This is a genomic window from Microbacterium sp. CIAB417, from assembly GCF_022788845.1.
The window spans coordinates 187,081-201,012 of record NZ_JAHZUT010000004.1 but is presented as its reverse complement, the minus strand read 5'-3'; the positions used below and the strand labels follow the sequence as shown (position 1 = coordinate 201,012).

Here is a 13,932-nt window from a genome sequence, read left to right as displayed (position 1 = left end):
AACACCGGTGTAATTCTCCCCACCCTGTGGATGAGGCTGTGGATAACTCCGGACGCGGGCAACAGAAAACCCCTCACGGCACGCGTGAGGGGTTCGCGGTGGTGTCCGGCGTCAGCGCCAGCGCGTGGTCATGAGGAAGCCGATCAGCGCGATGCCGAGACCGATCGCCAGGTTCCAGGACTGGATGCCGGGGATCGGCCACTGCATGCCGGAGATGTAGAAGACGAGGATCCAGGCGAGTCCGAGCAGCATGAAGCCGATCATGACGGGCTTGAACCAGACGGCGTTGGGCGCCTGCTCGCCCTCGGCGCGCTCGACGACGGGTTCTTCGCTGTTGCGGTCTCGTGCCATGGGGGACATTCTACCCATGCACGCCGTGTTCTCCCGAGCCGTCCGGCGGACGTTCATGCGCAGCGGATAGGATCGCGCCTGTGACTGCATCCGTCGTGTCCGCGAAGCGTCGCCCGCGATCGCGTGCGACGTTCACGAGCGTTCTCGGAGAGCTGCTGCTCACCGCCGGCGTCCTCGTCATGCTCTTCGTCGCCTGGCAGATGTGGATCGGCGACATCATCATCAGCGCGCAGCACAACGCCGAGGGCGCCGAGGTCTCCGCGGAATGGGCCGCGGAACCCGCTCCGGAGCTTCCTCCGCTGATCACGGACGAGGAGACCGGCGAGGAGTTCTACGAGCCGCCGATCCTCGAGCATCCGGCCGACGGCCAGGAGTTCGCCCGCATGCTGATCCCCCGCTTCGGCGATGACTACAACGTCGCGATCGCGGGCGGGACGACCCGCTCCGTGACGCTCGACAAGATCGGGATCGGCCTGTACACCCAGTCCAAGATGCCCGGCGAGGTCGGCAACTTCTCCCTCGCCGGCCACCGCACGACCTGGGGCAAGCCGTTCAACAAGATCGACAAGCTCCGCGTCGGCGACGCGATCGTCGTCGAGACGCCCGAGGGCTGGTACACCTACCGGTTCCGCACGCTGGAGTACGTCACGCCGACGCAGGTCGACGTGCTCCTGGACGTCCCGCAGATGCCGCAGCTCGACACCGACGAGCGCTACATCACCCTGACCGCCTGCTCCCCGCTGTACTCGCTGGCCGAGCGGATCGTCGCCTACGGGGTCTTCGAGGGATTCCAGCCGCGCGCGGAGGGGCCGCCCGACTCCCTCGCCCCCGTCGACGTCGCTCCGCCGTCCGTCTGAGGAGAATCACGATGTACGCAGCTCTCTGGCGCATCCTCCCCGGCCCGTGGTGGCTGCGGGTGCTCATCCTGCTCGTCGCGGTCGCGGCGATCCTGTACGGCCTGTTCTTCTACGTGTTCCCGTGGGTGGCGCCGTTCATCACTCCCGGCGAGGTCGACCTGGAATGACCGTGCGCGTGCTCGTCGTCGACAACCACGACAGCTTCGTGCACACCCTGATCGGCTATCTGCACGAGCTCGGCGCGACGACGACGATCGTCGAGGCGGATGCCGTGGACACCGGGCGCATCGACGAACTCCTGAGCGGGTGCGACGCGGTGCTGCTGTCCCCCGGCCCCGGCCGCCCGCGGGATGCCGGAGCATCGGTCGCCGTGGCGCGCCGCGCGGCCGAGCACCGGACGCCCCTGCTGGGCGTGTGTCTCGGGCATCAGGCGATCGGGGCGGCGTTCGGCGTGGAGGTGTCGGAGGCGCCGGAGCTCATGCACGGCATGGTCTCGCAGGTCGTCCACGACTCCTCGGCGCTGTTCGAGGGCATCCCATCGCCGTTCGCCGCCGGCCGGTACCACTCGCTCGCGCTCGCCGAAGAGGAGCTCCCGGAGGAGCTCCTCGTCACGGCGCGCGCCGAGCACGGCACCGTCATGGCGATCGCGCACCGGGATCTGCCCCTGCTGGGAGTGCAGTTCCATCCCGAGAGTGTGCTCACCGAAGGCGGCCACAGGCTGCTCGCGAACTGGCTCGCCCTCGTCGGGGATCCGGATGCGGTGTCCCGCTCAGCGACGCTCAGCCCGATGGGCGGCGGGCGCTACTCCCCGGCGCAGTAGCGCAGCTCGACCGTGGAGTGCACGGGCACATCGCCCGGGGCGAGGGACATCGAGGTCACCGTCGGGGGATCGACCGCGGGGCATCCGGCGTCCTCGATCGGCTGCGCGGTGAGGCCCAGGCTCTCCAGCTCCTCCGTCGCGGCATCCAGCGTGAAGCCCGTGAGATCGCGCAACGTGACCAGCCCGCTCGCCACGACCAGGTCGACGGTCGTACCGGGAAGAACCTCGGCACCCTCCTCCTCGCTGGCCTCGAGGACCTTGCCGGAGGTCTGGTCCTTGTCGTTGCGCTGCCGGACCGTGCCGAGCTTGAGCCCGGCATCGGACAACGCCTTCTCGGCATCCGCCCTCGAGAGGGTGACGAGCATCGGCACGGTGACCATCTCGGCGCCGCTGGAGACATACACGGTGACCTCGGAGTCACGCGCCACCGTCGTCCCCGCCTCGGGGTCGGTGCGGGTCACGTTCCCCTCGGCGACGTCGGGCGACGATTCCTCGACGAGGCGGACCGTGAGGTCGAGAGCCTCGAGCTCCTCGGTCGCCGCGGCGACAGTGAAGCCGCCGAGGTCGGGCACGGTGCGCGAAGAGGTCTGGACCGAGGGGCCCTGCACCGTCACGACCCAGAACAGCACCGACGCCAGCAGCACGGCCAGCAGAGCCACGCCCGCCCAGATCCACGCGACCGGCGGACCGGACTGCGTGCGGGTCATGGTCGTGTCGGTCGAGAGCTGGCGCAGCGTCCGGGCGGTCTCCTGCGCAGCGCGCGGGTTGGGGCCGTACAGCTCGCTCGTCAGCGCGCCGAGCTGCTTCTTGCTGGGTGCGCTGCCGCCGAACGCGGTGTCCAGCGCGGTGCGGAAGGTCGCGGCATCCGGATACCGCTGGAACGGGTCCTTGGCGAGCGCCCGCAGGACGACGGGGTCCAGCGCCCCGGGCGACAGCTCGTTGACCTCGGTGGGCGGCACGGGGGTCTCGCTGACGTGCTGGTACGCGACCGCGACCGGGGAGTCGCCGCGGAACGGCTGACGTCCGGTCAGCAGCTCGTAGAGGACGACACCGGTCGAATAGAGGTCGGTGCGCGCGTCGACCGGTTCGCCCTTGGCCTGCTCGGGGGAGAAGTATGCCGCGGTGCCGATGATCTGCGTCGTCTCGGCGACCGTGGACGACGAGTCCGACACGGCGCGGGCGATGCCGAAGTCCATCACCTTGACGGTGCCCTTGGGTGTCACCATGACGTTGCCGGGCTTGATGTCGCGGTGGATCACCCCGGCCTTGTGCGAGTACTCCAGGGCCTCGAGGATGCCGTCGACGTACCGCACCGCATCCGCGGCGGGGACGGGCCCGTCGGCGATGATCGCCTTGAGCAGAGTGCCCTCGACGAGCTCCATCACGATGTAGGGGACGGGCTGGTCGGAACCGCTGGCACCCGGGTCCTCGCCGGCGTCGAACACGCGGACGATGGACGGGTGCGACATCCGCGACGCCGCCTGCGCCTCAAGGCGGAAACGGGTTCGGAAGGCCGTGTCGCGGGCGAGCTCCGGGTCGAGGATCTTCACGGCCACGTCGCGGCCGAGGGTCAGGTCGTAGCCGCGGTACACCTTGGCCATGCCACCGTGACCGATGAGCTGGTCGACGCGGTATCTGCCCGCGAGGACGCGCTGCTCTGTGGACACGTGGAACCCCCCTGCGATGACGAAGCTGTACTGCTGACTAAGGCTACCCTTCGGCGCCGCCGCCTGCGTCTGCCTCGCCGTCCGTCTCATCGGTGCCGGGGTCGGGCGTCGGGGCCGCCTGGATCGCCACGGTCATCTGCGGGGAGTTGCCCGAGGGGCGGTCGCCGCCGCAGAACGCCTGGTACGTCGCCGTCACGTTCTGACCGGCCTTGTCAGCACCCACCGTGATGGTCGCGCTGCGCTCGGACGGCGAGAAGCTGCGCTTGGTGGAGCCGTCGTCGAACGTGGCGTTCGTGATCGTGACCTCGTAGGCGCTGAGGGCCGGGACGCCGGACGGGCAGGTGTAGTTCGTCCAGTTCAGCGTGACGGGCTGGCCGGCGATGGCGTCCCCGCCGAGCGTCGGCGCGGAGGTGGGCGGCGACACGGTGACGGCGTCGGCGAACAGCGTGAGCGTCAGCGCGGTGCCGGGTTCGACCATGCCGGTCGGGTTCACACTCTGCACGGTTCCCGCCTGCTCGGCAGAGGAGGCCGGCGTGTTGCCGACGGTGCACGAGGCGGTCAGGCCCGCGGCCTCGGCCGCCGCGACGGCGTCGTTGCAGCTCATACCCTCGAGCCCGAGCTCGCCGACGTTGACCGGCGGATCCTCGGTCTCGGTCTCGACCGGCGTCGGCGTCTGGGACTGCGTCGTGGGCGGCGGCGAGGTGGGCTCTTCCTCCGGCTGGCCGGAGAGCAGTGCCCAGATCGTGCCGCCGATGGCCAGCAGCAGGATGACGATGAGCGCGATCAGCGGCCATGTCCAGGGGCTGCGCTTCTTCTTCTCCGCCTCCTCCTCGGCGGCCTCTTCGGTCTCGAGGGCCGCCGTGGTGGGCAGGATGCGCGTGGCGTCGTCGCCGGCGGTGTCCATCATGCGAGTCGCGTCGTCCGCGATCCCGCCGGTGGCGATGGCCGGCACCGCGATCGCGGCGGAGTTCAGGTCGCCGCGGCGCAGCGCCTGCGCGGCGCGCGCGACGGTCGCTGCGGAGCTCGGGCGATCGGCCGGCTTCTTGGCGATCATCGCCATGACGAGGTTCTGCACCGGGATCGGCACGGTCGGCGGCAGCGGCGGGGGCTGCTCGTTGATCTGCGCCATCGCGATCGCCACCTGCGACTCGCCCGTGAACGGGCGCTTGCCCGCCAGGGACTCGTACGCGACGATGCCGAGCGAATAGATGTCGGTGGCCGGGGACGCCGGGTGGCCGGATGCCTGCTCGGGCGAGAGGTACTGCACGGTGCCCATCACCTGACCGGTCGCGGTCAGCGGCACCTGGTCCGCGATGCGGGCGATGCCGAAGTCCGTGATCTTGACACGGCCGTCCGGCGTGATCAGGAGGTTCCCGGGCTTGATGTCGCGGTGGACGAGCCCCGCGGCGTGCGCGGCCTGCAGTGCGGCAGCGGTCTGCGCGACGATGTCGAGGGTCTTGTCGGCGCTGAGCGCGCCGTCCCGCTCGAGGACCGTGGACAGCGCTTCGCCGGGGACGAGCTCCATGACGAGATAGGCGCTGCCGTTCTCCTCGCCGTAGTCGAAGACGCTCGCGATGCCCTCGTGGTTGACGAGGGCGGCGTGGCGGGCCTCGGCACGGAAGCGCTCCAGGAAGCCCGGATCCCCCATGTACTCGTCCTTGAGGATCTTGATGGCGACCGTGCGCCCGATCACGTGATCGGTGGCCTCCCAGACCTCGCCCATGCCGCCGATCGCGATCCGCGACTGGAGCTCGTAGCGCCCACCGAACGACACACCCTGCGTCGGCCTCATTTGTTCAGCACCGCCTCAATGACCTTCTTCGCAATCGGAGCGGCAAGCGAGTTGCCGGATCCGGACTGACCTTCTCCACCACCGTCTTCGACGACGACTGCTACAGCCACCTGCGGATCGTCCGCGGGGGCGAAACCTGTGAACCACAGCGTGTAGGGCTCCGTGTCGCCGTTCTGCGCCGTACCTGTCTTACCGGCGACATCGACCCCGTCTATTCTTGCATTCGACGCCGCTCCGGAAGCGACACTGGCGACCATGGCGTCGGTCACCGACTGGGCGACCGACTCGTCGACGGCGCGGCCGAACTCGGTGTCCTCGTAGGCCGTCTGCACCGACAGGTCGCCGGCGATGACGGCATCCACCATCCGGGGGTTCATGACGACCCCGTCGTTGGCGAGTCCCGCCGAGACCATGGCCATCTGCAGCGGGGTCGCGCGGACGTCGCCCTGGCCGAATCCGGTGAGCGCCGTCTGGTCGTCGCTGAGGCCCCGCGGGTACGTCGACGCGGTCGAGGTGAGCGGGATGTCGAAGGACAGGTCGAACCCGAACGCCTCCGCGGTCTCGCGGATGGTGTCATCGCCCAGCGCGACGGCCAGCTGCGCCATCGGGATGTTGCAGCTCAGCCGGATCGCGTCGGCGATCGTGACGGTCGCACCGGGGCCGCACGTGCCGCCGCCGGAGTTCGCGATCTGCGTGCTCGTGCCGGGGAGCGTGTACCGCGCCGGGTTCGGTAGCGTCGACTGCGGCGTCCACTGCCCCGTCTCGAACGCCGCGGCGGCGACGACGACCTTGAAGGTCGAGCCCGGCGGGTTCAGGCGGCCGGCGATGGCCCGGTTGTAGAGCGGGTTGTCCGCGGCCGCCTCGAGCTGGTCGTAGGTGCTGTTGACCGCGGCGACGTCGTGGGAGGCCAGCAGGTTCGTGTCATAGCCCGGCGTCGAAGCCAGCGCGAGCACACGCCCGGTGGACGGCTCGATCGCGACGACGGCGCCCTGCAGGCCGTCCAGGGCTTCGTAGGCAACGCGCTGCACTTCGGCGTCCAGGGTCAGCTCCACGCTGAAGCCGGTCTGCGGCTGCCCCGAGACGATGCGCTCGACCTGGGCGAAGAAGGCACCGGCACCCGTGCCGGACAGCTCGGCGTTCATCGTCTTCTCGATGCCGGTGGCGGACTGCAGGGCCGGGTTGAAGTAACCCGTGACCGGCGCCCACATCTCGGCATCCGCATAGACGCGCTGGTACGCGTAGGTGTCGTCGGTGGGCGTCGAGTACGCGATCGGGGTCCCCGAGGCGATGATCGACCCGCGCTGAATCTCGTAGCTGTCCAGCAGCGTGCGCCGGTTGTTCGCATTCTGGGCCAGCGCGTCGGCCTCGACGACCTGGATCCAGCTCGTCGCGATGAACAGCGACAGGAACATCGCGAGCATCACGATGCTGAGTCGGCGCAGTTCCTTAGTCATGCGCGACACCCCCTGGGGTGACGCGGCCGCCCGGTTCCTGAGCGAGCGCAGCGAGTCGAAGGGCCTTAGTCATCCGATCACCACCCTGGGCTGGCGGCGCACGCCGTCCGAGATCCGCAGCAGCAGCGCCACGATGAGCCAGTTCGCGACCAGGGAGGAGCCGCCGGCCGCGAGGAACGGGGTCGTGAGACCCGTCAGCGGGATGAGCCGGGTGACGCCGCCGACCATGATGAACACCTGCAGGGCGATCGTGAACGACAGTCCGATGGCCAGCAGCTTGCCGAAGTCGTCCTGTCCCGCCATCCCGATCCGGATGCCGCGGCTGATGAACACCATGTACAGGCACAGGATCGCGAAGATGCCGATGAGGCCGAGCTCCTCGCCGAGGCTGGGGATGATGTAGTCGCTGTGCGCGAGGGGTGTCACCTGGGGGCGGCCCATGCCGAGCCCGGTGCCGATGAGTCCGCCGTGCGCGAGGCCGAAGATGCCCTGCTGCAACTGGAAGCCGGCGCCCTGCGGGTCGACGACGCTGGGATCGAACGCATACAGCCAGTTCGTGAAGCGTCCGCGCACGTAGCTGAGGATCTGGGTCGCGAGGAAGACGCCGACCGCGACGAGGGCGAGACCGATCAGGACCCAGCTCGTCTTGCCGGTGGCGACGTACAGCATCGCGATGAACATGCCGAAGATGAGCACACCGGTGCCGAGGTCGCGCTGGCTGACGATGATGCCGAGCGAGATGAGCCAGACCACCATGACCGGTCCGAGCTCGCGGGCCCGAGGCCAGGTGATGCCGAGGAACCGCGTGCCGACGGAGGTCAGGCTCTCGCGCGTGCGGACGAGGTAGCCGGCGAAGAAGATCGCGAGGCACAGCTTCGCGAGCTCGCCGGGCTGGAACGAGATGAAGCCGCCCAGCGACACCCAGACGTCGGCGTTGGCGTCCGCGACGCGCAGCCCGGGCACGAACGGCAGCAGCAGCAGGATGATACCCGCCAGCCCGAAGAGATAGGTGTAGCGGAACAGAACCCGGTAGTTGCGCAGGGCGATGACGAGCGCGATCGCGCCGGCCAGCGAGATGGCGGTCCAGGCCAGCTGCTTGGAGGAGTAGGCGTCCCAGCCGGTGAGGTTCTTCGCGATGTCGATGCGGTAGATCATCGCGATGCCGAGGCCGGTGAGCAGCGTCGCGATCGGGACGACGAACGGGTCGGCATCCGAGGCGACGATGCGCAGCACGATGTGCAGGGCGAACACGAGCACCGCGAGACCGCCGCCGATGAACAGGATCATCGGGTCGATCGCGCCGAGGGCGCCGAGCTGCACGAGGGTCAGCGCCGCGCCGCTCAGGGCGCACGCGAACAGCAGCAGCCAGAACTCGCGGTTGCGCTGCGTCTGCGGCAGCCGCATCTTCTTGAGGGCCTTGATGACGGCGGTGTCCGCCGCGACTCCGGTGCTCATTCGCCCCCCTCTGCGGGGGTCTGGGTGGGGGCGGGCGTCGGCGTCGGGGTCTCGTCGCCGGTCACGGCGGTGGATCCGGCGCGCAGCCGCTCGACGATGGCCATGGCGTCCGACAGGGAGCGGGCGTTGATCGTGCGCTCCACGGACGCCCGCTGGTACGGCGGCAGGTCGGCGAGCAGGATCTCGGTGTCCTCGATCGGTGTCGACAGTGTGATCGGGCCGATGTTCTGCTGCACGCCCTGGAAGATCACGACGCTGTCCTCGTCGGCACCGACGAAGTAGCGGGTCTGCGTCCAGTTGTAGGCGAGGACCCCCGCGCCGACGAGGGCGAGGAGGGCGACGAGGAGAGCGCTGATCCAGCCGATCCGGCGGCGCTTGGCGCGCCGGCGGTCCTCTTCGATGAGCTCCTCGAGGTAGTCGGCGGCCGGCTCGAAGTGCGTGGGCTCGTTGGCCGCCTGGCGCACCGGATGCAGCCAGCTGCTACGGCTCGCCCGCGCGGCGGGCACGAGCACGCCGGAGGGGTTGGATGCCGAGCCGACGATCGTCGCGGTGCCGGAGGAGAGCGGATGCTGTCCGCCCACGTCGACGAGCACGATCGTGACGTTGTCCGGCGCGCCGCCGTCCAGCGCCTGCTTGAGCAGCGTGTCGGCGGTGCGGCCGGGCGCGAGGCCCTGGCGCATGACCTTGGCGATGTGCAGCTCATCGACGACGCCGGAGAGGCCGTCGGAGCACAGCAGCCAGCGATCCCCCGGCTGCGTGGGCATGACGAACATGTCCAGCTCCGGGTCGTTGTCCATGTCGCTGAGCACCCGCATGAGCACGGAACGGCGCGGGTGGTAGCGCGCCTCCTCGGGCGTGATGCGCCCGGAGTCGACGAGACGCTGGACGAACGTGTGGTCGGCGGTGATCTGGGTCAGCTCGTCGTCGCGGAACAGGTAGATGCGACTGTCGCCGATGTGACCGATGACGGCGTACTCGTCGACCATGATGATGGCGCTGACGGTGGTGCCGAGGCCCGCCAGCTCCGGACGGTCCTTGGCGGCGCGGATGAGGTCGCCCGCCGCGGTCGTGGCCGCGGCCTGCAGCGAGGCCTGCGCGTCGTCGGTCGAGGGGTAGGTCGTGTCGAGCGGGGCGAGGCGCTGGATCGCGATGCTGGAGGCGACGTCGCCGCCGGCGTGGCCGCCCATGCCGTCGGCGACCGCGAAGAGGTTCGCGCCGGCGTACCCGGAGTCCTGATTGTTGGAGCGGACCTTCCCGGTGTGGGAGATCGCGGCGCTCGAGCCCTCGAAGACCATGCCGCGCTCAGGCCCGCAGCTCGAAGGTCGTGGCGCCCACCTTGATCGGGGTGCCGATGGAGACCGCGGCAGGCGAGCCGGAGAGGCGCTTGCCGTCGAGGTAGGTGCCGTTCGTCGAGTCGAGGTCCTGGATGGTCCACGTGCCGCCGCGGAGCATGAGGCGGGCGTGGTGGCTGGAGGTGTAGTCGTCGCGGATCACGAGCCCCGACTCGCTCGAGCGTCCGATCGTCATCGGCTCGCTGCCGAGCGGGATCTCCAGGCCCGTCTTCGGCCCGGAGGTGATCACGAGGCGTCCGGCGCTCGTCGCGGTCGCCGGGGACCCGGGCTTGGCCTTGGACGCGGAGGGCTTCGGGGCGACGCCGGATGCCGCGGCGCTCCCCGCAGCGGATGGCGCCACCGGGGCTGCGGCCGCCTCGGCCGGGAGCTTGCGGGCGCGGACGCCGAACAGGTCCGCGCGCAGTGAGTACACGACGCCGAACACGAAGAACCACAGCAGGACGAGGAAGCCGATGCGCAGCAGCAGGAGGACGAGTTCGCTCACGGGGTCACTCCGAAGGCGCGCGTGGCGTCGTCGTCGCGGCGCCGGGGAGCGGCGACCGGGACGATCCGGAAGACCAGATCGGTGCGGCCGATCGTGATCGTCGTGTCCGAGGCCAGGCGCGCTTCGCGCACCTTCTCGCCGTTCACCTTGGTGCCGTTGGTCGAGCCGAGGTCGCGCATCATGGCGCGCTCGCCGTCCCACAGGATCTCGGCGTGACGACGGCTGGATCCGGCATCCGCGATCGTGATGTCCGCGTCGCTGCCGCGGCCGATGACCGTCCGCGAGCGCGTGATGGACTGTCGCCGGCCGTCGACGTCGACGACGGCCTGCCACGTGACCCGGCCCTCGACGGTCGAGGAGTTGACGCGGACGGTGCCGGTGGCGACCTTCTCGTCGGCCTCGAGCGAGATCGTGAGCGGACCGGCGAAGCTGTAGCCCTGGGTCTTGGCGTGCTTGGTCAGCAGCGCCAGCAGCTCGTCGATCAGGGCGCGGCCGACCGATTGCATCCGTTCGGTGTCGTCGGGGCTCAGTCGGACGAGGTAGCTGTTGGGAGCGATGATGCGATCGCGGCTGACGACCGCGGCCTTCGTGTCCGCCTCGCGGCGCAGCGCCGAGGCGATCTCCACCGGCTGGATGCCGCTGCGGAAGGTCTTCGCGAACGCGCTGTTCACTGCGCGCTCGAGACCCTTCTCAAAGCTGTCAAGTAGTCCCACTGGGCTCCTCTGGCATGCCGACCGGTACGCACATCGTAGCCAGGTGTCCTGGGTGAACGCCTTCGTGCCTCGGTTTTCCGGGCCGTTCCGCCGCGAGACGTGGTTTGTGGAGCGACACATGGCTGGGCTGCCGAAGTCTCACTCCGCAATCCACGTCTCGGGTCGGGCGAGCGGGGTCGCGCCGGTTTCGACGCGGGTCGGAACGCGTGATATCCTCGGGAAGTTGAGTTCCTCGGAACGAGACGCTCGCGCGAGTGGCGGAATAGGTAGACGCGCTGGCTTCAGGTGCCAGTGTTCGCAAGGACGTGGGGGTTCAAGTCCCCCCTCGCGCACCGCAGGGCAAAGGCCTCCGACCGGATGATCCGGACCGGAGGCCTTTCGCGTGTCACCGGAAGACGCGGCTGATCGCGCTTCCCGTCTGCAGCAGGCGCATCCAGTTCAGCAGGCGCTGCAGCGGGCGCAGCATCCGCCCGATCATGCCGCGCCAGCCGGCGCGGGTGGTCCACGAGCTCGTCAGGGTCAACTGCGTTCCGCCTGCCGCGGGCGCGAGGTCGAGGGTGAGGCTCTGCGCGTTCGAGCCCGGCGCGTCGGGGAAGGTGAACCGCCAGGTGACACGGGTCGGTTCGAGTGCCTCGAGTCGCTCGATCCGGCGGGCGAGGAACGGGGGCTTCACCGAGATCGGTCGGCCGTCGTCGCGGACGGTCCGCGCTCGCGCATCCCATCCGTCGTCGTCGCGGGGTGACACGGAATCGATCATCGGCTCCCAGTCCGGCATCCGTTCGGCGTCCGAGACGAGGGCCCACACGTCGGCGATGGATGCCGGGATGAACGTCTCGAAGCTCGTGCGCGGCGTCCGGCCGGCCCGTGCGTGCCGGGGCAGGTGCTCGAGGGCATCGAGCTCGGCGGTCACGGCGTCCGCCGACGTGCCCAGCTGTTCCAGGATCTCGGCGATCATGCCGCTCGGCTCGATCACGAGGCCGCGCAGCACGTCCGAGGCGCCTCCGTCGCCGGCGAGGTTCAGCACGCGCAGCGCGCGGTCGTTCCACGCGTATCCGGACGTCTCATGGAAGACGATGCGGCCGGGCTGCTCGGCATCCGTCGTCACGCCCAGCGAGCTCAGCTGCTGGGCATGCTGTGCGGCGACGGCCGTCCGCACCGCTTCGAGTGTGACGCCCTTGCGGCGCAGGACCTGACCGGCGATCTGCTCGTTCAGGGTCAGAGCCATCAGCAGATGCTCGATGTCGGCCTCACGCCGGCCTTCCCGGGACGCCTCCTCCATGGCGGCGAGGCTCAGTGTCTGCATCGTCGCGGCCATGGACAGGAAGCGGCTCATGCGTTCCTCCGCGGGAACGGGATCGACGGGTCGACGCGCTTGGCGTACTTCTTGTGGACCGCCTGGCGGCTGACACCGAGCGCATCCGCGATGTCCTGCCAGCTCAAGCCGGCGCGCAGCGCCGCCTCGACCTGACGGAGCTCGAGGGTGTCGGCGAGCTTGCGCAGCGACGACACGGCGCGCAGCCCGGCGCGCGGGTCGCTGATGTCGGCGGCCGCCGAGGCGAGGGTCGTGGATTCCATGCTGTCAACCTACGTTGCTTCGCCGGTCTTGTCAACGTCGGTTGCTTGGAGTGGGTGACCAGTCTCCGAATCCCGCTATCGCTCTTGCCGCCCACCCGAAGCGGATTGACGGGAATACCCCGCCCAGGTATAGGGTTGAGTCAGATATACCCCCTAGGGGTATTCGAATCGTACGAAAGGAAGCACCATGAGCACCACCGAGTACCAGGTCACCGGAATGACATGCGGTCACTGCGAGATGTCCGTCCGCGAAGAGGTCTCCCAGGTCACCGGTGTCTCCGGCATCGATGTCAGCGCGCAGACCGGCAAGCTCGTCGTGACCGGCGACCAGCCTCTGGACGACGCCGCGATCATCGCCGCCGTCGACGAGGCCGGCTACACAGCCGTCCGGGTCTGATGAACACCGTCGGCCGGCTCGGCCTCTACGGCGCAGGACTCGTCATCGCCTTCGGCGCCGCCTACGCGGCGGCCGGGGCACTCGTGCCGGCGAGCATCGTCGCCGAATGGACCCAGGCGGGCCACGCCGAACCGGCCGGCCACGCCGAACAGGAACAGCAGGGCGCCGATCCGGCGCCGAAGGAGGAGCAGAACGTGAGTGGCGTGACCATCTCGGCATCCGGCTTCGTCCTCAACCGCGTCGAGGCCCCGGCGGAGACCGCCACCCAAGGGACACTGTCCTTCCGCATCCTGACGACCGCGGGTGAACCCGTGACCGACTTCGAGACCGCCCACGGAAAGCAGCTGCACCTCATCGTGGTGCGCAGCGACGGCAGCGGCTATCGACACGTCCATCCCGAACTGGACGCCGCGACCGGCACCTGGTCGCTGCCGTGGACGTGGGATGCCGCGGGAACGTACCGCGTCTACGCGGACTTCACGGCGGACGGCAGAAGTGCCACGCTCTCCCGCCAGGTGGACGTCGCCGGCGCCGTCGCGCCGCGACCTGCGACGGCGATCGTCACGAAGGACGAGGTCGACGGCTTCGACGTCGCCGTGAGCGGTGATCTCGTCGCCGGAACGGGCAGCGAGCTCACGATCGAGGTCACCCGCGACGGCGAGCCCGTCACGACGCTCGAGCCGTATCTCGGCGCCTTTGGACATCTCGTGGCCCTGCGCGAAGGAGACCTCGCATACCTGCATGTCCACGCCCACGGAGAGGAACCGCAGCCCGACGACCTGGCCGGACCCACGGTGGCGTTCACCGCAGAGGTGCCGTCCGCCGGCCGCTACCTGCTCTACCTGGACTTCCAGGTGGACGGCGAGGTCCGCACGGCGCAGTTCGTCCTGGATGCCGCGGCATCCGCTTCCGTGCCCGGCGAGGAGCCGGCCGACGGCGACCACGGCGGGCACTGACACATCGAGAAACCACCTGCCTCGCGGCGGGACTGGTTTCTCGCCCTTCGAACTCCTGA

At 69.6% G+C, this 13,932-nt stretch carries 15 protein-coding genes and 1 tRNA gene; 6 read left to right on the top strand and 10 right to left on the bottom strand.

Features of this window, described 5'->3' with window-relative positions; translation table 11 throughout:
• Positions 1–111: 111 nt before the first annotated feature.
• Positions 112–351: a cell division protein CrgA gene (locus KYX17_RS18365; protein ID WP_243228403.1), complete on the bottom strand. Its 240-nt coding sequence runs from the start codon at positions 349–351 to the stop codon at positions 112–114.
• Between the two features lie 80 nt (positions 352–431).
• Here KYX17_RS18365 and KYX17_RS18360 point away from each other — a divergent pair, with 80 nt between their 5' ends.
• The 3 genes from KYX17_RS18360 to KYX17_RS18350 are packed head-to-tail and all read left to right on the top strand — an operon-like array spanning position 432 to position 2,028.
• The gene (locus KYX17_RS18360) at positions 432–1,208 is read left to right on the top strand and encodes a class E sortase (protein WP_243228402.1); all 777 of its coding nucleotides are present in this window, start codon (positions 432–434) and stop codon (positions 1,206–1,208) included.
• 11 nt (positions 1,209–1,219) lie between these two features.
• Positions 1,220–1,375: a hypothetical protein gene (locus KYX17_RS18355; RefSeq protein WP_243228401.1), complete on the top strand. Its 156-nt coding sequence runs from the start codon at positions 1,220–1,222 to the stop codon at positions 1,373–1,375.
• Positions 1,372–2,028: an aminodeoxychorismate/anthranilate synthase component II gene (locus tag KYX17_RS18350; protein WP_243228400.1), complete on the top strand. Its 657-nt coding sequence runs from the start codon at positions 1,372–1,374 to the stop codon at positions 2,026–2,028. Before KYX17_RS18355 ends, KYX17_RS18350 begins: the two co-directional genes overlap by 4 nt.
• On the opposite strand, the gene pknB is transcribed toward KYX17_RS18350, so the two are convergent.
• The 7 genes from pknB to KYX17_RS18315 form a co-directional block, all read right to left on the bottom strand.
• A complete protein-coding gene (pknB, locus tag KYX17_RS18345; protein ID WP_243229191.1) occupies positions 2,010–3,629 on the bottom strand; it encodes a Stk1 family PASTA domain-containing Ser/Thr kinase in 1,620 nt (539 codons plus the stop codon). The two genes, KYX17_RS18350 and pknB, sit on opposite strands and share 19 nt — an antisense overlap.
• Before the next feature lie 109 nt (positions 3,630–3,738).
• A complete protein-coding gene (locus tag KYX17_RS18340) occupies positions 3,739–5,487 on the bottom strand; it encodes a serine/threonine-protein kinase (protein ID WP_243228399.1) in 1,749 nt (582 codons plus the stop codon).
• Positions 5,484–6,941, bottom strand: a complete 1,458-nt coding sequence (locus KYX17_RS18335; RefSeq protein WP_243228398.1) for a penicillin-binding protein 2 — start codon at positions 6,939–6,941, stop codon at positions 5,484–5,486. The genes KYX17_RS18340 and KYX17_RS18335 overlap by 4 nt, the downstream gene beginning before the upstream one ends.
• 69 nt (positions 6,942–7,010) lie before the next feature.
• Positions 7,011–8,396, bottom strand: coding sequence for an FtsW/RodA/SpoVE family cell cycle protein (locus KYX17_RS18330; RefSeq protein ID WP_243228397.1), 1,386 nt, complete (start codon positions 8,394–8,396; stop codon positions 7,011–7,013).
• Entirely contained in the window at positions 8,393–9,691 is a 1,299-nt protein-coding gene (locus KYX17_RS18325) for a PP2C family serine/threonine-protein phosphatase (protein WP_243228396.1), read from the bottom strand. Before KYX17_RS18325 ends, KYX17_RS18330 begins: the two co-directional genes overlap by 4 nt.
• 7 nt (positions 9,692–9,698) lie before the next feature.
• Complete coding sequence (locus KYX17_RS18320; protein ID WP_243228395.1) at positions 9,699–10,232, bottom strand: FHA domain-containing protein; 534 nt, start codon at positions 10,230–10,232, stop codon at positions 9,699–9,701.
• Complete coding sequence (locus tag KYX17_RS18315) at positions 10,229–10,945, bottom strand: DUF3662 and FHA domain-containing protein (protein ID WP_243228394.1); 717 nt, start codon at positions 10,943–10,945, stop codon at positions 10,229–10,231. Before KYX17_RS18315 ends, KYX17_RS18320 begins: the two co-directional genes overlap by 4 nt.
• Before the next feature lie 248 nt (positions 10,946–11,193).
• On the opposite strand from KYX17_RS18315, the gene KYX17_RS18310 reads away from it, so the two are divergent.
• A tRNA-Leu gene (locus KYX17_RS18310) sits at positions 11,194–11,277 on the top strand.
• A gap of 53 nt (positions 11,278–11,330) precedes the next feature.
• On the opposite strand, the gene KYX17_RS18305 is transcribed toward KYX17_RS18310, so the two are convergent.
• On the bottom strand, positions 11,331–12,278 hold the full coding sequence (locus tag KYX17_RS18305; protein ID WP_243228393.1) for an SRPBCC family protein: 948 nt from the start codon (positions 12,276–12,278) through the stop codon (positions 11,331–11,333).
• Positions 12,275–12,520, bottom strand: a complete 246-nt coding sequence (locus tag KYX17_RS18300; protein ID WP_243228392.1) for a helix-turn-helix domain-containing protein — start codon at positions 12,518–12,520, stop codon at positions 12,275–12,277. Before KYX17_RS18300 ends, KYX17_RS18305 begins: the two co-directional genes overlap by 4 nt.
• A 187-nt stretch (positions 12,521–12,707) precedes the next feature.
• Between KYX17_RS18300 and KYX17_RS18295 the strand changes: the two genes are divergently transcribed.
• Positions 12,708–12,917, top strand: coding sequence for a heavy-metal-associated domain-containing protein (locus KYX17_RS18295; RefSeq protein WP_243228391.1), 210 nt, complete (start codon positions 12,708–12,710; stop codon positions 12,915–12,917).
• Positions 12,917–13,873, top strand: a complete 957-nt coding sequence (locus tag KYX17_RS18290; RefSeq protein ID WP_243228390.1) for a heavy-metal-associated domain-containing protein — start codon at positions 12,917–12,919, stop codon at positions 13,871–13,873. Before KYX17_RS18295 ends, KYX17_RS18290 begins: the two co-directional genes overlap by 1 nt.
• Positions 13,874–13,932 lie beyond the last annotated feature (59 nt).

What these genes read in the sequence shown, in the direction of transcription:
- KYX17_RS18305 (WP_243228393.1), bottom strand. Translation starts at nt 12,278, where the DNA reads ATGAGCCGCTTCCTGTCCATGGCCGCGACGATGCAGACACTGAGCCTC.
- KYX17_RS18330 (WP_243228397.1), bottom strand. Translation starts at nt 8,396, where the DNA reads ATGAGCACCGGAGTCGCGGCGGACACCGCCGTCATCAAGGCCCTCAAG.
- KYX17_RS18325 (WP_243228396.1), bottom strand. Translation starts at nt 9,691, where the DNA reads ATGGTCTTCGAGGGCTCGAGCGCCGCGATCTCCCACACCGGGAAGGTC.
- KYX17_RS18335 (WP_243228398.1), bottom strand. Translation starts at nt 6,941, where the DNA reads ATGACTAAGGAACTGCGCCGACTCAGCATCGTGATGCTCGCGATGTTC.
- KYX17_RS18355 (WP_243228401.1), top strand. Translation starts at nt 1,220, where the DNA reads ATGTACGCAGCTCTCTGGCGCATCCTCCCCGGCCCGTGGTGGCTGCGG.
- KYX17_RS18350 (WP_243228400.1), top strand. Translation starts at nt 1,372, where the DNA reads ATGACCGTGCGCGTGCTCGTCGTCGACAACCACGACAGCTTCGTGCAC.
- KYX17_RS18290 (WP_243228390.1), top strand. Translation starts at nt 12,917, where the DNA reads ATGAACACCGTCGGCCGGCTCGGCCTCTACGGCGCAGGACTCGTCATC.
- KYX17_RS18365 (WP_243228403.1), bottom strand. Translation starts at nt 351, where the DNA reads ATGGCACGAGACCGCAACAGCGAAGAACCCGTCGTCGAGCGCGCCGAG.
- KYX17_RS18295 (WP_243228391.1), top strand. Translation starts at nt 12,708, where the DNA reads ATGAGCACCACCGAGTACCAGGTCACCGGAATGACATGCGGTCACTGC.
- pknB (WP_243229191.1), bottom strand. Translation starts at nt 3,629, where the DNA reads ATGGCCAAGGTGTACCGCGGCTACGACCTGACCCTCGGCCGCGACGTG.
- KYX17_RS18340 (WP_243228399.1), bottom strand. Translation starts at nt 5,487, where the DNA reads ATGAGGCCGACGCAGGGTGTGTCGTTCGGTGGGCGCTACGAGCTCCAG.
- KYX17_RS18300 (WP_243228392.1), bottom strand. Translation starts at nt 12,520, where the DNA reads ATGGAATCCACGACCCTCGCCTCGGCGGCCGCCGACATCAGCGACCCG.